General features: G+C 61.3%; 15 protein-coding genes. 9 read left to right on the top strand and 6 right to left on the bottom strand.

Annotated elements, in window-relative coordinates; all coding sequences use genetic code 11:
- Positions 1 to 57: 57 nt before the first annotated feature.
- Positions 58 to 1,011 (top strand): hypothetical protein, encoded by a 954-nt coding sequence (locus E5CHR_RS03930; protein ID WP_162578468.1) that lies wholly within the window; start codon positions 58 to 60, stop codon positions 1,009 to 1,011.
- Positions 1,012 to 1,038: 27 nt separating this feature from the next.
- Here E5CHR_RS03930 and argB read toward each other — a convergent pair whose 3' ends face one another.
- Together argB and E5CHR_RS03920 are read right to left on the bottom strand one after the other, a co-directional pair.
- Positions 1,039 to 1,932: an acetylglutamate kinase gene (gene argB, locus E5CHR_RS03925; RefSeq protein WP_068680954.1), complete on the bottom strand. Its 894-nt coding sequence runs from the start codon at positions 1,930 to 1,932 to the stop codon at positions 1,039 to 1,041.
- Positions 1,933 to 2,078: 146 nt separating this feature from the next.
- Entirely contained in the window at positions 2,079 to 3,173 is a 1,095-nt protein-coding gene (locus E5CHR_RS03920; protein WP_162578467.1) for a glycosyltransferase family 4 protein, read from the bottom strand.
- Between the two features lie 58 nt (positions 3,174 to 3,231).
- On the opposite strand from E5CHR_RS03920, the gene E5CHR_RS03915 reads away from it, so the two are divergent.
- Positions 3,232 to 3,996: a glycosyltransferase family 2 protein gene (locus E5CHR_RS03915; protein WP_162578466.1), complete on the top strand. Its 765-nt coding sequence runs from the start codon at positions 3,232 to 3,234 to the stop codon at positions 3,994 to 3,996.
- Here the strand turns inward: E5CHR_RS03915 and E5CHR_RS03910 are convergent.
- The 3 genes from E5CHR_RS03910 to E5CHR_RS03900 are packed head-to-tail and all read right to left on the bottom strand — an operon-like array spanning position 3,993 to position 8,853.
- A complete protein-coding gene (locus tag E5CHR_RS03910; RefSeq protein WP_162578465.1) occupies positions 3,993 to 4,976 on the bottom strand; it encodes a glycosyltransferase in 984 nt (327 codons plus the stop codon). The genes E5CHR_RS03915 and E5CHR_RS03910 overlap by 4 nt on opposite strands.
- Positions 4,976 to 6,838: a glycosyltransferase family 2 protein gene (locus tag E5CHR_RS03905; protein ID WP_162578464.1), complete on the bottom strand. Its 1,863-nt coding sequence runs from the start codon at positions 6,836 to 6,838 to the stop codon at positions 4,976 to 4,978. The genes E5CHR_RS03910 and E5CHR_RS03905 overlap by 1 nt, the downstream gene beginning before the upstream one ends.
- Positions 6,835 to 8,853, bottom strand: a complete 2,019-nt coding sequence (locus tag E5CHR_RS03900; RefSeq protein WP_162578463.1) for an acyltransferase family protein — start codon at positions 8,851 to 8,853, stop codon at positions 6,835 to 6,837. The genes E5CHR_RS03905 and E5CHR_RS03900 overlap by 4 nt, the downstream gene beginning before the upstream one ends.
- A gap of 165 nt (positions 8,854 to 9,018) precedes the next feature.
- On the opposite strand from E5CHR_RS03900, the gene E5CHR_RS03895 reads away from it, so the two are divergent.
- The 7 genes from E5CHR_RS03895 (at position 9,019) to E5CHR_RS03865 (ending at position 19,847) form a co-directional block, all read left to right on the top strand.
- Complete coding sequence (locus E5CHR_RS03895) at positions 9,019 to 10,440, top strand: mannose-1-phosphate guanylyltransferase/mannose-6-phosphate isomerase (RefSeq protein WP_162578462.1); 1,422 nt, start codon at positions 9,019 to 9,021, stop codon at positions 10,438 to 10,440.
- The gene (locus E5CHR_RS03890; RefSeq protein ID WP_232061941.1) at positions 10,437 to 11,303 is read left to right on the top strand and encodes an ABC transporter permease; all 867 of its coding nucleotides are present in this window, start codon (positions 10,437 to 10,439) and stop codon (positions 11,301 to 11,303) included. Before E5CHR_RS03895 ends, E5CHR_RS03890 begins: the two co-directional genes overlap by 4 nt.
- 7 nt (positions 11,304 to 11,310) lie before the next feature.
- Positions 11,311 to 12,024 (top strand): ABC transporter ATP-binding protein, encoded by a 714-nt coding sequence (locus E5CHR_RS03885; RefSeq protein WP_162578461.1) that lies wholly within the window; start codon positions 11,311 to 11,313, stop codon positions 12,022 to 12,024.
- A 191-nt stretch (positions 12,025 to 12,215) separates the two neighbouring features.
- Positions 12,216 to 15,995, top strand: coding sequence for a rhamnan synthesis F family protein (locus E5CHR_RS03880; protein WP_162578460.1), 3,780 nt, complete (start codon positions 12,216 to 12,218; stop codon positions 15,993 to 15,995).
- Entirely contained in the window at positions 15,992 to 17,470 is a 1,479-nt protein-coding gene (locus tag E5CHR_RS03875) for a glycosyltransferase family 2 protein (protein ID WP_162578459.1), read from the top strand. Before E5CHR_RS03880 ends, E5CHR_RS03875 begins: the two co-directional genes overlap by 4 nt.
- 69 nt (positions 17,471 to 17,539) lie before the next feature.
- The gene (gene gmd, locus E5CHR_RS03870; protein ID WP_162578458.1) at positions 17,540 to 18,577 is read left to right on the top strand and encodes a GDP-mannose 4,6-dehydratase; all 1,038 of its coding nucleotides are present in this window, start codon (positions 17,540 to 17,542) and stop codon (positions 18,575 to 18,577) included.
- 154 nt (positions 18,578 to 18,731) lie between these two features.
- A complete protein-coding gene (locus E5CHR_RS03865; RefSeq protein ID WP_162578457.1) occupies positions 18,732 to 19,847 on the top strand; it encodes an acyltransferase family protein in 1,116 nt (371 codons plus the stop codon).
- A 78-nt stretch (positions 19,848 to 19,925) separates the two neighbouring features.
- Here E5CHR_RS03865 and E5CHR_RS03860 read toward each other — a convergent pair whose 3' ends face one another.
- Positions 19,926 to 20,483 (bottom strand): acyltransferase, encoded by a 558-nt coding sequence (locus E5CHR_RS03860; protein ID WP_197893838.1) that lies wholly within the window; start codon positions 20,481 to 20,483, stop codon positions 19,926 to 19,928.
- Positions 20,484 to 20,491: the final 8 nt, after the last annotated feature.

Raw genomic sequence — 20,491 nt, 5'->3', positions numbered from 1 at the left:
GGTCGCGGGGCGTGTCACAGAGGGACTGGAATTCACAACAGTCCCAGGAGACACGACATGCATACCTTGAGCAAATCCGCTCAGCTTCGGCCGCCGGTGTTCCGCAGCAACGCGTCCGCCTCTCAGACCCTGCAAGCTCGGGCCGGACAACAGACCCGGCATTACGTGAGCTGGTCGGTGCTCATGGTCCTCCAGCGCGGCCCCTGGGCCGCCGCGCTTGTACGCAACTTCCAGTTCCAGCGCCCGGGGGACTGCGTGACGAATTCGGAAGTCATGCAGCACAACGTCCTGCAGGCTCTATCCAGGCAACGCCAGGTCGAGATTGCGGCCGGCAAGGACAAGGGCGGGGGTTTGCTTCAGCAGCTGCAACAGGTTTTCGGCGTGGCCCAGGCTCCGGAACTGGAGCGGGAGTACCGTCACGATCCGACCGTGAACGACGTCGTCGAGCTGGTAGAACAGCATGGCCCCTGCGTGCTGAGCCTCGCGCGGATACTTCCCGCCGACCAGGGCGGAACGCAGTATGCCGGGCACCATGCCGTCCTGGTGATTGGCACCTTCAAGGTGGAAGGGCGGAACTGGGCCGTGGCCCTCGATGGCAACGACTTGCAGAACCATCCCTTCATGGAGCGGGTGCATGCCTACGCGGACAAGTACCACCACGGAGCTCTTGAAGCACTCACCGAGGGGGACCTTTCGGCCATTCAAATGGAGATGAAGCAGGCGGGGGAGTCGTGGGATTCCATTCAGCTGGTGTACTCGTTGATCGACCTCGACAAGGCGGTCGTGGAGGCGGACAAGGCCTCTCGTGCCTACGAGGCGGATCTCTCTGCGAATGGCTCCTCCGACTTGCCGCCCATCACCTTTCCGAATTCGATCTGCGTCACCACGAACGCCACGGTGAAGGCCGGCCCGTTGCCTGAGCCGATGAAGCACGAGCTGGCATGCATCGTGGGGTCGCAGCCGGACTCGCTCTCGCGACTGAAGGTGAGAGCGGCGCCCGAAGAACTGTAGGCTGCGTCTCGTCGAGCCAGAGGGGCCTTACCGGGCCCGGATCATCGTCCCGTAGGCCTGGTCCGTGAGGATTTCCAGCAGCATCGCATGCGGCACCCGCCCGTCGATGATGTGGACCGCATTGACGCCGCTCTTGGCCGCGTCCAGCGCGCCTTCGATCTTCGGCAGCATGCCGCCGGAGATGGTGCCGTCGGCGAACAGGTCGTCGATCTCGCGGGCGCTGAGGTTGGTCAGCAGCTTGCCGTCCTTGTCGAGCACGCCGGGCGTGTTGGTCAGCAGCATGAGCTTCTCGGCCTTGAGCACGGTGGCCAGCTTGCCGGCCACCACGTCGGCGTTGATGTTGTAGCTCTCGTTCTCCTCGCCGAAGCCGATGGGGCTCACGACGGGAATGAAGGCGTCATCCTGCAAGGCCTTCACCACGCCCGGGTCGATGGCGACGATGTCGCCCACCTGGCCGACGTCGTGCTCGATGTTCGGGTCGTTGCGGTCCGCCATCTTGAGCTTCTGGGCGCGGATCAGGCCGCCGTCGCGGCCGGTCAGGCCCACTGCCTTGCCGCCGGCCTGGTTGATCAGGCCCACGATGTCCTGCTGCACCTCGCCGGCCAGCACCCATTCGACGACTTCCATGGTCTCGGCGTCGGTCACGCGCATGCCCTGAATGAAGTGGCCCTTCTTGCCCAGCCGGTTCAGCGCGGCCTCGATCTGTGGGCCGCCGCCGTGCACCACGACCGGGTTCATGCCGACCAGCTTCAGCAGCACCACGTCCTCCGCGAAGTCGGCTTGCAGGGCCGGGTCGGTCATGGCGTTGCCGCCGTACTTGATGACGATGGTCTTGCCGTGGAACTTGCGGATGTAGGGCAGCGCCTGGGCCAGGATCTCGGCCTTGTCGCGCGGGGGAATGTTGAGGACAGGATCGGTCATGGTACTCACGCTGAAACGACGACGAGATTTTGCAGGCAAATCCGGGAACACCGCGGAACTGGCTTTGCCAGGCCGCTGGTGTTGCCCCCCGGTGAGGGGGTGGGCGGCTACACGAAGTGAGCCAACCTGGGGGAGAGCCAGTATGTCTAGGGGCGCAGCCAGCGCGGGACCTTGAAGCGCACGATCATGAAATACGCCGCCACGTAGGTGGCGACGAAAAGCGCGCAGAACGCCATCAGCACCGGCGTGTTGTTCCAGAACAGCACGGCCGGCACCACCGTGAGGGCCGCGAAGATCCACAAATAGGGCGAGGTGCGGTTGTTGCGTGCCAGCAGCTGGCGCGCCTCGTCATCGGCGAAGGCCACGCGCACGATGCGGCGGAAGATCAGCTGATGGAAGTGCAGCGCGTCGGGATCGCCCGGCGACTGGCCGCGAACGAAGCGTCGGTAGACCGAGAACACCGTCTCCCAGACCGGGTAGATCAGCAGCAGCATCGGGAACCAGGGCGAGACCACGCGATGCCGCTGCACCAGCGTGACTGCAGCCAAGGCGATCGCCATGCCCCAGACATAGGCGCCGCCATCGCCGGCGAAGATCTTGCCCCGCGGGTAGTTCCAGATCAGGAAGCCCGCTGTCGCGCCGACCAGGCAGATCACCATGGCGGCGAGCTGCCGGTCGCCCACCTGCAGGGCCACGTGCGAAATGGCCAGGCAGACCAGGATGGCGACCGTGGCAGCCAGGCCGTTGTACCCGTCGATAATGTTGAAGGCGTGCGGCAGGCCGCCGATGGCGATCACCGCGAACAGCATCGCGGCATAGGGCCAGGCCTGCAGCCAGCCGTCGACCGCGGGAATGCCGAGGCGCCCAACGCCGAGCTTGAGCAGCCAGCACAGGAGCAGCGCCGAGCCGATGGTGATGCCCAGCCGGTAGCGCACCGAGACGCGCTGGGTCAGGTCCTCGACGATGCCGGCGAGCACGGCGGGAGCGATGCACAGCAGCGCGACGCCGGAGGCCTTGACGGGCCAGTTGACGTTGAAGGGATCGGAGGGCAACCCGGCCAGCAGCCAGGCGATGCCGGTGCCCAGGAACATGCCGGCACCGCCGAGCCGCGGCACATGGCCCTTGTGAAAGCGCTGCGGCATGTCGGTGCCGTAGCGCCGCGCATGGCGTCGCGCACGCCGCATGAACAGCTGCACGGCAATGGCGGAAATGAGGAAGCTGACGACGATCAGGGTGAGCATGGGCGGAAGGCGGGGAGCCCGGGAGGCTGCTCCTAGAATCCCCGGGCGAAATTAGACCATGCCCACATCCCTGCCCTCTCCCCCCGCCATTACCGTCTCGATCGTGAGCCATGGTCAGCTCGAACTCATCCGCCCCCTGCTCGACCAGCTCGACCGCTTCAGCCGCGCGGCAACGGCCAAGGTGCTGCTCACGCTGAACATCCCCGAACCCGATGCGCTGGCGGGCGGGCGCTGGAGCTTTCCCATCGAGCGGATCGAGAACCCGCGGCGCATGGGCTTCGGCGCCAACCACAACCAGGCTTTTGCGCGCTGCGAGACACCGTGGTTCCTGGTGCTCAACCCCGACATCCGCTTCGACGCCGATGTACTGGCGCCACTGGTCGATCACGCCCCGGCAGATGCCGGCCTGCTGGCCCCGCGCATCCTAGAGCCCGGCAAGACCACGGCAGAGCAGCACCGCGCCATCATCACGCCGCTGGAGATCCTCACGCGCCGGCGGCCGGGCTACGCGATACCGGCCGAGCCGGACTGGATTCCCGGCCTCTTCATGCTGTTCCGCAGCCAGGCGTACCGCCAGATCGGCGGCTTCGACGAGCGCTTCTTCATGTACGGCGAGGACTTCGACATCTGCGCGCGCCTGCGGCTGGCCGGATGGAAGCTCTCGATCGCGGAGCAGCTGCAGGCCCGCCACGATGCACAGCGCGCGAGCCACAGCAGCAGGCGGCACCTGTACTGGCACGTCACGAGCCTGCTGAAGGTATGGAGCTCGGCGGCGTTCTGGCGCTATCGGCGGCTGGCCGCGGCGCGCGCCGGCGGGCGCTAGCCGCGCTCCAGCAGATCCTGCGCCATGGCCTGCTTGCCGCGGCCGAAGCGCTCGTAGCGCCCGCTTGCGGCCTCGCGCAACACCGGCAGCAGGCGCGCCACGCGCGACGCGGGCAGCTCGGCGCGAAAGCGCTGGTGCGCCACCTTCCCTCGCTGCGCCTCGACGATGGGCGCCGGCACCTGGTGATGCAGCGCCAGCAGGCGATCGAGCAGCGCCTGCGCACGGCGCCAACGCTGCATATGCTTGCTGCCACGCGCCTGCATCGCCTTGGCGAGCTTGTCGGCCAGCGTGGGCCGCTTGGCGCCGATCTGGTTGCTGCCGTGCTGGCGATAGTCGATCAGGGCCTCGGGCAGCACGTCCAGGCGGCCAGTGGCCGCGGCCAGCGCGGCGAGCCATTCGTCGTGCACCCACTCGTCGGAAAAAGGCAGTGCCGCCGCGAGCAGGCGGCGCCGGAACATCGCGGTCGCGCCGGTCACGAGGTTGCGCCGCAGGAACACTTCGAAGGCGCGGCCCTGGGCAATGGCCTCGAGCTCGCCCGGCTGCACTTCCAGCGCATGGAACAGCGTGTCGCCCAGCGGCTTCAGTTCGCCATCCACCAGCCGGGCGTCGGTGTGCAGCAGCAGCAGCTCCGGCTGTGCTTCGAAGCGGGCGACCATGCGTGCCAGACGGCCCGGATGCCAGATGTCGTCCTGGTCGCTGAGGGCAATGAGCTCGTGCCGGCAGGCGCGAATCGCCTGCTCGAAGTTGCGCGTGACACCCAGGGGCGTACCGTTCTCGAACACAGTCAGCGCGATGCTCGTTGCGGCACCGCACTCCGCCAGGGCCTGGCGCACGATGGCTACGCTGTCGTCGCTGGAGTTGTCGTCCGACAGCACGATCTCGCGTGGCGGCGGTTCCTGCGTGCAGATGCTGCGCACCTGCGCCGGCAGATATCGCGCCCCATTGCGCGTGCAAAGCGCGACCGAGACGCCGAGCGCCATCAGAGGGGCGCCAGGCGCGGAGGCCAGGCGTAGCTGAAGTCCTCGCGCGCCAGCATGAGGTTCGGGCTGTACGCGGGGTCGTTTTCCAGCAGCGCACCCCAGCGCTCGCGCATCGCCGCGAGCTCGCGCTGGAACCGCGCCTGGCGCTCGGGCGACACGTTCTTGCCGCGCGTGGCCGACTCGTGGTGGATCAGCTCGGCATAGGGCGTCCACACGTTGCGCAGGCCTGCTTCGCGCAGGCGCAGGCAGAAGTCGATGTCGTTGAAGGCTTCGGCGAAGCGCACCTCGTCGAGGCCACCCACCTGGTCGTAGAGCGCCTTGCGGATCACCAGGCAGGCAGCCGTCACGGCCGAGAAGGACTGGATCAGCGCGGCCCGGCCGCCGTAGCCTTCACGGCCGGCCGGCATGCCCCGGTGCGAATGGGCCGCGGTGCCGCCCACGCCCAGGATCACGCCGGCGTGCTGCAGCGTCATGTTGGGGTACCACAGGCGCGCCCCGACCGCCCCGACGCCGGGCTGCAGAGCGATGCTCACCATCTCGGACAGCCAGTCGGGCGTGAGCACCTCGATGTCGTTGTTGACGAGCGCGACCACCTCGCCGCGCGCCTGCGCGACTGCCGTGTTGTTGAGCTGCGCGTAGTTGCACGGGCGCTCGTCTCGCAGCACGCGGATGTTGGGCTGCCGCGCCAGAGATTCAAAGTACGCGAGCGCGGCAGGATCGTCGGAGGCGTTGTCGACGAGCAGGATCTCGTAGCTGGGGTAGGTGGTCTTCTCGACGATGGAACCGACGCATTGGCGCACCAGCGCGAGCGCGTTGCGGGTCGGAATGATCAGGGAGACGAGCGGCGGGCTCGCCGGCAGCGCATAGCGCACGCGGTAACCGAAGCCCTGGTGCTCCGCGCTGGCCCGCACGCCGGTGCGCGCGAGGTGCTCGTTGAGCGCGCGCTCGCCCGCGATCGCCGCGTAGGGCTTGGCATCCATCGACTTGGCGGTGCTCTCGCCGTGCACGCGCCAGTGGTAGAGAACGCGCGGGATATGCCGGATCTGGCGCGTCTCGATGCGCTCCATGCAGCGCAGCACCAGGTCCCAGTCCTGCGATCCCTCGAGCCCGACACGGAAGCCGCCGACCTCCCGCACCAGTTCGGTGGCCAGCACGCCGAGGTGGCTGAACATGTTCTGCGAGCGGAACAGGTCGACGTTCCAGTCCGGCTTGAAGTAGGGACCGAAGCGGTGTCCGTGCTCGTCGACCTTGTCCTCGTCCGAATAGATCAACTGGACATCCGGGTGCGCCGCGATGCACTCGGCCACCCAGAAGAGCGCATGCGCGGGCAGGAGGTCGTCGTGGTCCATCAACGCCAGCCAGGGTCCGCTGGCGAGCTCGATCGCGCTGTTCGACGACGCCGAGATGTGGCCGTTCTTCGGCCTGAACACGACCTTGATGCGGGGATCGCTGCGGGTGTATTCCTCGAGGATCTGCCGCACATCGCTGCAGGTCGAGGCGTCGTCGGCGATGCACAGCTCCCAGGCCGGATAGATCTGCGCGCGCACCGATTCGATGGCCTCGCGCAGCCAGGCGGGAGTGGGGTTGTAGGTGGGCATGACCACCGAGATCAGCGGGCGCTCTTTCATGAGCGAAACGCGCTGCTCGATCTTCTGGCGCAGCGCCGGGGTCAGCGTGTCGTAGCGGCGGACCCATTTGTCGTAGTCGTTTTGGCCGCCGATGCGGCGCCTGAGCTCCCAGCGCACGCCGGCCCAGCCCGACTTGCCGAAGATGCGCCAGGCACGCTGCACGCGGCCCAACAGTCCCGGCCCGCAAAGCAGCGCGAAGGGGCTGACGAGAAAACGATGGATCAGGGCTTTCATGGTGACACCGTGAGGGCGGGGTCGAGGAAGGTCGCCGCCTTGCGCACGAACTCGGCGCGCAGGTGGGCACCGTCCTTGTAGACGGGGTCGCCGCCCACACCCGTGAGCATGCATTGGCTGTCGGTGACGCACACGGTAGGTGCCGGGTCGAGAACGACGGCGCCCGCACGCTGCCCCAGCTGACGCAGTTGCTCCTGCAGTCGCTTCTGCGTCGGCGGGAACGGCGCCGACACGGGTGAAGTCGAAGCGGTCATGGTGCCGAGACGGCTGCCGTGGATCAGCCCTCGGGGTTCGAAGTTGGTGCTTAGCGGCGGATTGAGGATGAGGTAGACCTTCTTGTCGGCGGCTCGCAGCAGCTTGATCAGCGTCTCCAGCGACACCAGCGAGCGCGCCACGCCATCGCCGCCGCGCAGCATGTGACGGCCCTGGAGGTCGAGAAAGTAGTAGTGGTCGGGCGGTGGGGGCGCGCTGGAACCCGGCGTCGTCTCCTCGATGTCGAAGTAGCAGGTCCAGCAGGCGCCGAGCACCACCGTGTCGATGTCCTCGCTGAAGGCGAACTTCAGCAGCTGCTCGCGGCGCGGGCCGCAGGCCAGGTCGCGGTCCTCAAAGAGCTGCGGCACCGGCGGACAGGCGCCGCGTGTGCCGAAGTACAGGGTCTTCAGCGCGCCGGGCGCAATGCGGGCGAGTTCGACGGCGCGCGGGCCGAACTGCTCGACATGGCTGTCGCCCAGCAACAGCACGCGCTCTTTGCCCTCGCCGATGGTGTAGACGGTCTCGCCCCTGACCTTGGTCTCCTTCAGGCCGTCGGGGTACGCCCAGTCGCCGCCGGCCGCGACGATGGCCTGGACGCCCGGGTCGTCGTTGCGCGGTGGCAGCAGGCGCCCGGCCAGCACCATGCCGATGACGGCCACCGCCACCATGCCCGAGGCCAGGCCCTTGACCACGCCCTCGCTGCGGCGCCGGCGCAGCCCCAGCTCGACAAAGCGATACGTGAGCCAGGCCAGCAGCACCGAGGCGATCACGGCCGCGATGCGCGTGGTGCGGTCGGGATCGGCGCCTTCGACGATGCGCGCGTAGGCCAACAGCGGCCAGTGCCACAGGTAGAGCGGGTAGCTGATCAGGCCCACCCACACCATCGGACGGGAGCCCAGCAGTTGCCGGTTGAGCCAGGCGCCCGGCCCCGCCGAGATGCAGAGGCAGGCGCCCAGCACGGGCAGCAGAGCCCACCAGCCCGGAAAGGACTTGCCCCGGGTGATCAGCACCAGCCCCAGCCCGATCAGCACCAGGCCGGACACGCTGCGCAGCTCGCGCCGGTACCAGTTGCGATGCGGCTCGCGCCGCAGCGCGCTCCAGGCCAGCAAGGCGCCGGCCGCCAGCTCCCAGATGCGCGGCAGCGGCGAATAGAAGGTCGCGGTCGAGTGGCGATGCACGGCATACACGTTGAGGAGGAAGGACAGACCCGTCGCGATCCACATCCAGGTGCCCAGGTGACGGCCGTTGCCCCCCCTGAAACGCCAGGCCAGGCCGAGCAACACGGGCCAGAAGATGTAGAACTGCTCTTCCACCGCCAGCGACCACAGGTGCAGCAGCGGCTTGGTCTCGGCGCTGGTGTCGAAGTAGCCGGCCTCGTTCCACAGCGCCAGGTTGACCACGAAGCCCGCGCTGGCCAGCAGATGCTTGCCCAGCTGGCGGAACTCGTCGGGCAGCAACACATACCAACCGAACGCGAAGGTCGCGGACATCACGAGCAGCAGCGCCGGGAAGATGCGCCGGATGCGCCTGGCATAGAACTCGCGATAGCTGAAGCCCTCGCCCGCCAGACTGCCGAAGATGATCGTGGAAATCAGGTAGCCGGAAATGACGAAGAAGATGTCGACGCCGATGAAGCCCCCCTTGACCCAGCCCGGGAAGGCATGGAAGCCCACGACCGAGAGCACCGCAATGGCGCGCAGGCCATCGATGTCCGGTCGGTACTTCGGGTGGGCAAGGAGGGACTGTTCTTCTTGTCGGGGCATGCGGAACGCGGTCTTGGGCTGGGTCGGGTCGGTCGGCGACGTGGCGTCGCGGCGCAGCGCGTGATTATCTTCGCAACGTGGTGCGCCCCTGGCGCGCATCTCGTCGCGCGGATGCGCCCCGGCTTCGGCCGGTAAAATCGCCCGCTCTCAAAGAGAAGGTCAAAAATGCGATTGCTTTCTGTGGTGCTCTCGGGAGGATCCGGCTCTAGGCTCTGGCCAGTTTCCAGGCAGGCGCTGCCGAAGCCCTTCATGAGGCTGGGCGGCTCCACCCTGCTGCAGCAGGCCATCGAGCGCGGACAGGCTTGCGGCACCGGCGACCTGATGGTCATCACCAACAAGGACCATCAGTTCCTCACCAAGGACGTGCTGCGCCAGATGAGCGATCCGCCGTCAACCACCTACCTGCTCGAACCCAGGGGCCGCAACACGGCACCGGCGATCGCGCTGGCGGCCTTGCAGTGCGAGCGCCAGTTCAGCGGTGACACGGTGATGCTGGTGCTTTCGGCCGACCACCTCGTCCCCGATGTGGAAGCGTTTGTCGCGAGTGCGAGCGAAGCCTTCCGGCTGGCGCAGCAGGGCGCGCTCGTGCTGTTCGGCATCCCGCCGACGGTGCCGGAGACCGGATTCGGCTACGTCGAGGTCGAGCGGGTCTCGCGCGAGAGCCAGCCGGTGAAGCGCTTCGTCGAGAAGCCGGACCTGGCCACCGCCGTGGAATACCTGGGGACCGGACGCTACTACTGGAACAGCGGCATGTTCTGCTTCACCGCGGCCGCGATCCTCTCGGCCCTGGAAAAGCATGCGCCCGAGGTGCTCGACGCGGCACGCCATGCGCTCGAAGGCGCGCAGACCAAGGGCGACGCGATCAACTTCGACCTGCACGCCTTCGGCCTGCAGCCGGACATCAGCATCGACTACGCGGTCATGGAGCGCGCCGACAACGTGCGCGTGGTACCCGCCAAGTTTGCCTGGAACGACGTGGGCTCCTGGCCTGCCGTGGCGCAGGCCCAGCCCTGCGACCCGAGTGGCAACACCTTTCCCGACGATCACGTATTGGCGGTGGACACCACCGGCACCCACATCCAGGTCGAGAGCCATGGACCCAAGATCGTTGCGGCGCTGGGCGTGCACGACCTGGTGATCGTCGACACACCTGACGCGCTGCTGGTGGCCCACAAGGACAGCGCCCAGCAGGTCAGGAAGGTGGTCGACATCCTGAAGGCGCGCAGCCACGAGACGGTGCGGTTGCCCGCCGTGGTCCACCGTCCCTGGGGCACCTACGCATCGCTCAAGGAAGAAGACGGCTACAAGGTCAAGCGCATCACCGTGAAGCCAGGCGAGGCGCTTTCGCTGCAGTACCACCACAAGCGCGCGGAGCACTGGGTCGTGGTGCAAGGCACCGCGATCGTTCAGATCGGCGACGTGGAGCACAAGACCTTGCCCGGCGAGTACCGATACATCCCGCTCAAGGAGAAGCATCGATTGACGAACATCGGACAGGACGAACTGGTGCTCATCGAAGTCCAGTGCGGCAGCTACCTCGGCGAGGACGACATCGTGCGCCTGGCAGACACCTACGGACGCGTATGAGCAGCAGCACCGCCGCTCCGAAGGCAAATGGCACCGCACCCCAAATCGAAGGTACTCCAGTGAGCCAGGCGCACTCCAATCTTCATCGCAGCGCGTGGTCCGACTGGTGGGAAGGTTCCCGCCGCACCGACATCTGGTGGACGCTGGCCTGGTTCGACATCGTGCTGCGCTACCGCCGCTCGATGCTCGGTCCGCTGTGGCTGACCCTCAGCATGGGCGCCATGATCGGTGGCATGGGGCCGCTGTACAGCTCGCTGTTCGGCACCGAGCTGTCGAAGTTCTTTCCGCACCTGGCGCTCGGCATCATCTTCTGGACCTTCTTCTCCAGCATGGTGACCGACGCGTGCAATGCCTTCATCGGCTCCAGCAACTACCTGAAGCAGGGCTACTTCCCGATCAGCCTGTTCGTCTGGCGCAGCATGGCGCGCAACCTGATCCAGTTCGCGCACCAGATCGTGCTCTATGTTCCGGTGGCGCTGTGGGCTGGCATCTCGCTGTCCTGGTCGGCGTTGCTTTTCATACCAGCCTTCCTGCTGCTGCTGATCAACGCCCAGGCTCTCGGATTGGCGCTCGGCCTGGTCTGCACGCGCTTTCGCGACGTGACCCAGATCGTCACCAGCGTGATGCAGATGCTAATGTTCCTGACGCCCGTCTTCTGGCTCCCGGAGAGCCTCCCCGGCCGCGCGCAGTACATCCTGTACAACCCCTTGGCCCAGATGCTCGAGCTGCTGCGAGTGCCTCTGATGGGCGGCGTTGCCGGCGCCCACAACTGGTGGGGCATTCTGGCGTGGACGGTGCTGAGCGTCATCGCGTCGGGCCTGCTGTTCGCCAAGTACCGCCGCCGCGTCGTCTATTGGCTCTGAGAAAACAATGGCTTTCATCTCCCTCAAGAACGTCTCGGTCAACTTCCCCATCTACGGCGCAGGCGCCGCATCGCTGAAAAAGACGCTGGCTGCATCCGTTACCGGCGGGCGCTTCGGCAAGGAAACCGGCGTCAACGTGGTGCAAGCGCTGAGCAACATCAACCTGGAGCTCAAGAGCGGCGACCGCCTGGGCCTGGTGGGCCACAACGGCGCGGGCAAGTCGACGCTGCTGCGCGCGCTGGCAGGCGTCTACGAGCCTTCCTCAGGAGAGTTCGTCCGGCAGGGCACCGTCTCGAGCTTGATCGATCCGGCGCTTGGCATCGAATCCGATGCCACAGGAATCGAGAACATCATGCTGCGCGGCTTGGTCATGGGAATGAGCAAGAAGCAGATTGACGCGCTCACCCCCGAGATCTGCGAGTTCAGCGGATTGGGCGAGTACGTCAACATGCCGGTGCGCACTTATTCAACTGGCATGCTGATGCGGTTAGCCTTTTCGATCTCTACCAGCGTCGAAGCCGACATCTTGTTGATGGACGAATGGCTGTCCGTCGGCGACGCTGAGTTCACCGAGAAGGCAGAGCGTCGAATGAAGGACGTAGTATCCAAATCGGGCATCCTGGTGCTCGCGTCGCATTCGCCGGATCTGATCGCGAAGGAATGCAACCGAGTGATCCACCTGGAGCATGGCCGAGTCATCGAAATGAGTATTTCTTGCTAGTTGCCTAGCGAGATTCGAGGCGTCGCTCTGAGCCCGAGTCCACTTGCAACTGACACCCGTTGTGAGAGCACGGGATTTAGGATCTGAGCCGATCTGAGGCGTTTCGGAGTCGCATCTGTTCTGCGGTCCGGCCTCGGCTTGAAGTAGCTACAAGCCGACCGGGCTGAGCACCTCCACGAATCGAAGAGCATATGCGTTTACCTACACTACGTCAGCTTTATAGCGATCATGAAAACAAGACTTCCGACAAATGGTCCCTGTACCTGGATGCTTACGATGATATTTTTTGCAACTACCGCGACCGCCGGGTAAGACTTCTCGAGATCGGCATTCAAAACGGCGGGTCGCTCGAGATCTGGTCGAAATACTTCTTCAATTCGAAGCTGCTTGTCGGCTGCGACATCAATGAATCATGCCGCTCACTGAAGTATGACGACGAGCGAATTCATGTAGTTATCGGCGATGCGAACAATGATGCCATTCAGAAGAACATACTGGCCTGTTCAGAGCAATACGATATCATTCTTGACGATGGCTCTCATCAGTCACGCGACATTGTGTCGAGCTTTGCTCGCTACTTTCCGTGCCTCACAGATGACGGATTGTACGTCGTAGAAGATCTTCATTGCAGCTACTGGGAAGCCTTTGGAGGCGGGTTGTTCGACCCCCATTCTTCGATGAGCTTCTTCAAGCGCTTGGCCGATGTCATCAATTTCGAGCACTGGGGAGTCGGGGGCAGCCGCACTGACGCGCTCACTGCATTTTCCCAGATCTATGGTTGTTCGTTTGACGCAGCAAACCTGGAAGGCATCTACTCAGTCGAGTTCCGAAACTCGATGTGCCTGATCCGCAAGAAGCCGGCGATTCAAACGATACTTGGCCCGCGCGTAGTCGCGGGAAAGATCGACCTAATTTCTGCGCAAGAACGCCCGTTGAACGGTTTAACCATCGCGGAGGTCATGGCTGTCGATGAGAGCAGGAACCAATGGAGCGATTTGCGGCTTCTACCCGAGGTCGAGCTTGCACAACTTCGAACCGAAGCCAAGACGCTTCGAGAGTCCATGCAAGCTGCCGAAGAAAATCTTCGACGACAGATCGTGGAAATGGCGGGCTTGAAAGAACAGCATACCCGTGAAACCTCCGACCAAGCCCGCGACCGAAGACAGCTTGAACTTGCAAACAGCAAGCAACGAAGAGAATTCGTGGCCTTACGCGCGCGATTCGACCAAATTGCGGACGAACTAAGGGCCGCCAAAGAAGCTCGGACTGCGATCACCGCTTCTCGCACGTGGCGCATTGCACTGAAATTGAGACTAGTGGCCGAAAAATTTCCTCGGCTCAGCCGATTTGGCTGGAGATCGGCGAAAACAGTCAAACTGCTCGTTACCATGCAGTTCGCCCAGATTTATCGAGAAATCAAGCTGAGGCACCAGGCCAAGGGAATTGCCGCCGAACTGGCCGAGTCCAGATTATTCGATGCAGATTATTATCGCGCACAGTATCCCGATGTCGCTCCGCTCGGCAATCCCTTGCTGCACTATGTAATGCGTGGAGGAGTCGAGGGACGCAATCCCCACCCCCTATTCGACGGGCGCTGGTATCTTTCTAGGTACCCATTCCTAGTTGCAAAGGGGATCAACCCCCTCACCCACTACCTGAAGAATCCGAACTCGAGCCCCAATCCCTTTTTCGATGGGCAGTGGTACCTCGAGAGATACCCAGATGTGGAAGCATCTAATATCAATCCGCTTCTTCACTATTTTGAATTCGGCGCATCCGAAGGCAGAGATCCGTCGCCAAAATTTGCGACGAAATGGTATCTTGAAAGAAACCCCGACGTTGCACAGAGCGGGGCCAACCCCCTTGCTCACTTTCTGTCCCACGGATTAGCCGAGGGCCGTAGTCCGTCAGTAGCAGCCTTCGCAGCACGCCAGGGAATTTCTGTCCTCAGATCAGAGATTCACTGCGTGATGCCGCCTAAGCTCGGCAAGGAGAATGCATTATTTGTTGCGCACTCACCAGATGGAAGTCTGAAACCACACGTCACTCACTACCTTGAAAGCCTGAAAAAGAGCGACATCGCCGTCACCTTGATTGTTGCTGCAGATGCACCTTTCGAGGCTCTTCCCAATCTGACATCGATCGTTTCCGGTTTGTTCGTCCGGCGAAACGAGGGATACGACTTTGCCGCATGGGCGCATGTGCTCCGGCTTCGGCCAGATTTGCTGGATTCCGACATCTTGTATCTGCTCAACGACAGTTTGATAGGGCCGTTCAATCAGGCTGATTTTGACCTCATGCTTAGCCGGGTGCGCAGGAGCGCCGCGGATCTGGTCGGTGCGACTGAGAATCACGAGCGCACAGGATGGCATCTCCAGAGCTTCTTTTTGGCCTTGAAGAAGAAAGCGCTGGCGTCCGTAGTCTTTCAATCATTCATAAATGATGTGACCGTTCTCCAGGATAAGGACGACATCATCAATCAATTCGAACTGCAATTCGCACCGAAGTTGCGAGTCGCCGGGCTCAGTTGCGAAGCGCTCTTCCCTGCGGAGGGCCTCAGCAATCCCACCATCTACAAGTGGCGCAAATTGATCGATGATGGCTTTCCTTTTGTGAAGGTCATGGTCTTGCGAGACACCTTCGAAGGAGTGGATGTCAGTGGTTGGCCAGAGGTCCTGCGCACACGCGGCTTTGACCCAGCGATTGCGGTTCAGACGCTCAAGGAGGCGAGAAGGAAGTTTCAAACGGAACGATCCAAAGCACCACTCTCCACTGCGCCGTCCACGCCAGTCGTGCAGTCACGCACTTCACTACGCGTGTCTCTCATTGCGCCATGGAACTTTGACAACGGACTCGGCGTCGCCAGCAGATCGTACATTTCTGCATTGCGACACTCTGGATTTCTTCTGAATCTTCATCCGATCAAGCACCCCTTTCACGTCCATCGGCAAATTACGCCACCGATCGACATTTGCGATTTCAATGAGGACACCGACGTTGCACTGATCCAACTCAATCCGGACGGCTGGGAGTCGTTGCTCACCGAATCTCAGTTGAACGTCATTCGCAAGGCTCGCGTGAGAATTGGGTTGTGGGTCTGGGAAACTCCGACGGTACCAGCCGGTTGGCTGAAAGTCATGAGCCAGGTCGATGCAATATGGGCTCCAACCCAGTATTGCGCGGACGCCTTCTCTGCAGCCATCGGCGTGCCTGTGCATGTCGTTCCCTATGTGGTTCCCGCGCGTCAAAGTTCGATGCTCGATGCGCAACCAAAATCAGTTCGCCAAGCGCTGGGCAACGTGGCAACCGAGAAAATCATCCTTTATGCGTTTGACGGCAGCAGCTATTTGGTGAGAAAAAACCCATTTGCGCTTGTCCGTGCGTTCGGCAAAGCGCGCCTTTATGAAGAAGGATGGTCGCTCGTCCTAAAGACAAAGCACGTGTTTGACTCGCAGTTACAAGGTAATTTGCTGGCCGATCTGGTCGATCGCACACCCGGTACAATCATGTTGAATAGATCACTCGACAAGGAGGCGATGAATGCCCTGATGTCCGCGGCGAGCATCTATGCCTCTCCCCATTGCGCCGAAGGGTTCGGGTTGACGGTTGCTGAAGCAATGGCCATGGGTAAGCTGGTGATTTCGACCGACTACAGCGGGACTCGGGATTTCGTGGATTCGACCTGCGGATTCCCGGTCGAGTATCAAATGCGTGCATTAAAGGACGACCAAGGGGTCTATAACAGTGGCAGTACCTGGGCGGCGATAGACGAAGACAAGCTGGCTGAGGCCCTGCTCAGCGCCGCGAGAATGATTGACATCGGTGATAAGACCAAGAGCGACGCAGCTCGGACACGAATCCGAAACCGACTTTCTCCGCAATCAGTCGCTGGATACATGGAGGCGAGTTTGCGTCAACTGCTCCCAGGCGAAATTTCAGCCTCAGCAATCGCGAAAGTTGTTCAGTCATGAGCAAGATAGTAATTCTCGGCCAATCGGACCGCGAGGGTTTTCACTCAATTCTGACCAGCGCGAATGGAGTCATATCGCAAAAGGAGGCAAAAAAATTCAGCGTCGGCATTCCAACAGACGAATGGCTCGTAATCGGTCCGCGGAAAACAGAACTTCATCCTCATGTCTGGGACATTCTGGCGCAGGCAACGCACCAGCGCCCTGACGTGGGCATCTTCTATGGTGACGATGTTGCGTTGGACGCACATTCCGATACTTGGGAAGCTGCTTTGAAGCCCGACTGGGACTTCACCCTGCTCCTAGCCAGTGACTACGTGGGATTGCCCCTGTTCATCAGGTCCGCTGCTGCGAAGCAACTTGGCTATATCGACGGAGAACAAGGTACAGCTGCATCTTACGACCTGCTTCTACGCGCGCGCGCAACGGGTATCACCATTGCGCGCATCCCGGAGGTCCTTGCGAAAATCGGTACACAGCGTGTTCGTGCCGCCCTTGAGGATCGCGTGTCTGCCATAAAGGCGTGGTCGGCGAGCACTTCCGACCTTCCAATCGACGTGTTGCCAGGGTTGAAACCGGAAACTCTCAGAGTGGATCGGCACCTTTCCGATCTGCCTGAGGTCACCCTCGTGGTTCCGACACGACAGACTGCCAGTGGGTCCGAGGTGAACGGGAGGGTTCCATTCGTCATCAAGTTCCTCGAGAGTCTGACCAGTTCGATATACCCCATGGACAGGATCCACGTCCTGCTCGGCGATGATGTCGAAAGTGACGACATCTATGTGGGGCGCCAATGGCCGTTCAGATTGCGGCGAATGGTGACACGGAGAGCGGACGGCGAACCCTTCAACTATGCCGCCAAAATGAATCAACTCTGGCGCGAGTCGACAACGGAGTATGTGATTCTCATGAACGACGACATCACAATACGTTCCTCCGATTGGATTCAGGCGCTACTGACGTTCTCGACGCAAAACGATGTGGGTGGAGTCGGGGCAAGACTGCTGTATCCCACGGGAGAGATCCAGCATGCTGGCATGCCTGGCGGAGTGTTCGGACTCGTCACCCATGCGTGGATCGGGGAGCCCTCATCGGCCTCCACCTACCAGGATTGGGCATCCGTTCACCGCGAATGGTCGATGGTGACAGGCGCGGTTTTTGCAACCCGCAAGAGCTTGCTCGAGGAAGTGAATGGGTTTGATGAAAGATTTCGCCTCGACTTCAATGATATCGACCTCTGTCTAAAACTGAGAATGCTCGGCTACAGGATTGTTTACACGCCGCATGCGGAGCTTGTTCATCACGAAAAAGGCTCACGAGGTGAAGCATCTTGGCCCGCAAGCGAGCTAGCGTTGTTTTTGAGCAGATGGGGGCGCTTTCTCGAAGATGACCCCTCCTTTCATCCAAAACTTTCAAAGATTCACCACAAAATTCAACCTGTTGAGTTTCGCAACGAATGGTGGCAAGTAGATGCTTGAGCGTCTGAAAACCAAGCGTTCTTGACTCCTCACACTCACTTTTCCGAAACATTTTCAAGAAAGACACCCATGAAGAAGCGCGCTGTCGTTACAGGCATCACCGGTCAGGATGGGGCCTACCTCGCAGAACTGCTGCTGACCAAGGGATACGTGGTTTACGGGACCTATCGCCGTACCAGCTCAGTTAATTTCTGGCGCATCGAGGAGCTAGGCATTCAAGACAATCCTGATCTGCATCTGATCGAATACGATCTGACCGACCTCGGTAGTTCCCTCACTCTCATCAAGGATGCAGCACCCGACGAAGTCTATAACCTCGCAGCTCAGAGCTTCGTGGGAGTCAGCTTCAACCAGCCCGACGCAACGGCACAGATCACCGCCATGGGGGCCTTACATCTGCTTGAAGCTATTCGGTTGACCAATCGCGCTATCCGCTTTTATCAGGCCTCTACCTCCGAGATGTTTGGCAAAGTGCAAGCCATTCCTCAGGTCGAAGAAACGCCTTTTTATCCTCGAAGCCCTTACGGAGTCGCGAAGTTGTTCGCCCATTGGATGACTATCAACTATCGCGAGAGCTACGACATCTTCGGCTGCAGCGGAATTCTCTTCAATCATGAGAGCCCGCTTCGTGGACGAGAGTTCGTGACGAGGAAGATCACAGACGGCGTGGCCAAGATCAAACTGGGGAAGCTCGCCGCCCTGGAACTCGGTAATCTGAGTGCACAGCGTGATTGGGGCTTTGCTAAAGAATACGTGGAGGGCATGTGGCTAATGCTGCAAGCAACCCAGCCCGACAACTTCGTGCTAGCGACCAATCGTACCGAGACGGTCCGCGAATTCGTCGACATGGCATTCAAGGCAGCCGGCTACGAGCTTCGCTTCGAGGGCAATGAGCAGCACGAAGTTGGAATCGACAGTCAAACTGGCAAAACACTCGTCCGGGTCAATCCGAAGTTCTACAGGCCGGCTGAAGTTGATTTGCTGATCGGTGATCCTTCCAAAGCTAAGGCCAAGCTCGGCTGGGAGCCCGTAACAACCTTGGAGGAACTCTGCCGGATGATGGTCGAGGCCGATCTGCGGCGCAACGCCCTGGGCACATCGTTTTGAAGGCACGGCCCCGAACCCCCATATTGGCGGCGGGTATCCGACTCCCATCCAGGAGCAGTGATCTTAGCGCTGCTCCCGATCGGTCGTACGCGACGGCCGCTGCGCCTCTTCTGCTCCGTTGGCCGGCATCGCTGCTTGGGCGTGAGTCAATCCATTGAACGAAGACAAAGAAATACTTGCACTGACCGGACTGCGCTTTGTGGCTGCGTTGTACGTTTTCCTATTCCACATACACATTCGGTGGCCGCTGTCGGACAACCTGCTTATCAAGAATATGCTCAACCAAGGAGCCGTCGGCATGAGCATATTTTTCTTGCTTTCGGGCTTTGTTCTGACCTATCGCTATCAAGATGGGAGCACCAGCATTCGCTCCTATCTTCTTAATCGCTTTGCGCGCATCTACCCAGTTTATGTTGCGGCGGCGGTTGTCACCTTACCTTGGTTTGGCGTAGCCTCCGACGGCAGTGCTTGGAGCGATATCTTGGCCTCGTTCGCCCGCGGAGCATTTCTTCTTCTCGCCAACATCTTGCTGATCCAGGCTTGGTTCGTTCAGCTCTTTCCGCTCTGGAATGTCGGAAGCAGTTGGTCAATTTCAGTCGAAGCGTTTTGCTACGTGATTTTGCCATTCTTCTTACCGACACTGGTGAAGCTTTCATGGCGGCTACAGAAGCTTATCATGTTCGCTTGCGTTGTCCTCGCCGCCCTACCAGGCCTCTCGGCTAAACTGTTCCCCACGACCTCGGCGGGGGTTTTTTACTCGATGCCTATATTTCGACTGCCCGAGTTTTTGCTCGGCTGCTGCGTGTGCCTTGCTTGGCAAAGTGGGCGCCTTAAACCCATCGGCAATGCCGGTCAATTTGTCTTGATTCTCCTGTTCTGCATATATCTCGGTATTGCCGGCCCAATGTTGCCACTATACGTAGGCCATAACTGGATTTCCATTCCAGTCATCGCTCTCGTGACTCTCAATGTGGCACATGGCAAGAGCTATTTGGCTGCCCTGCTTTCTACAAGGCCGTTCGTCTGGCTTGGCAAAATCAGTTACAGCTTCTATTCTTTTCAAGCCTTGGTCATTCTTATGCTGGTCAACTATCACGACCGCTGGGTACGTCGCTTTTCGATGTTGGAAAACAACCTTCTGCTTGCCATTGTCACTTTCGTTGTCCTCCTTCTCATCTCCGCGCTCAGTCATCACTTGATCGAAGAACCTGCACGTCGCCTAATCAGACGGTACAGGGGTCAACAACCGCGCATGGGTCTGTCCTTGTAACCGGCCTTCCCGTCTAGACCTTCGCTTTCGTCAGCACGCTGGCGAATAGTATGAACGTTCCCCGTCATCCACCGCCTGCTATTGCTGCTGATCCTCTGCCAACCGGGATGCCAGATGCAACATATTCTTGCTCCGATCTTTTGTTTTTTTGGCAGGGCGGCCCCGATACATAGACCATGGCTCCGTCGGTCTTGTAACGATCGAACCAGCACCAACGGCGCTTCCTTCGCCCAACGACGCGCCGGGAAAAATAATAGTACCGGTCCCAGCAATCGAATATCTTCCGAAAACGATCTTTCCTCGAATCAGATTTGTTTTGTACTTCTCCGGAACCGTTAGGCTGGTAAGTGATTCGCCAGAATAGTCGTCGCTCACGGCAAAGGCATAGCACCCGTACGCTAACACCGCATAGTCGTGAAACTCGATCCCTTCGTCGCCCCCATCGACAAGAGAATGGGCCGCAATGTGAACATGCTTGCCGATATTAACTGAACCTGACAAAATGCAAAAGTCGTCAACTCGGCAACCATCGCCCAGCGCAATGCGCTCGGCATGATAAATTGCGGCACGCGTACTTATCTTGACGTTCTCCCCCACCTGCAGGAAGCCGAACCGGCGAAGTTCTTCTTGAGCCATGAAAGCCA

Source organism: Variovorax sp. PBS-H4 (assembly GCF_901827205.1).
In the GTDB taxonomy this organism is placed as follows: domain Bacteria; phylum Pseudomonadota; class Gammaproteobacteria; order Burkholderiales; family Burkholderiaceae_C; genus Variovorax.
Note: the sequence above shows the minus strand (reverse complement) of the source record. Positions and strands in the feature narration are given on the sequence as shown.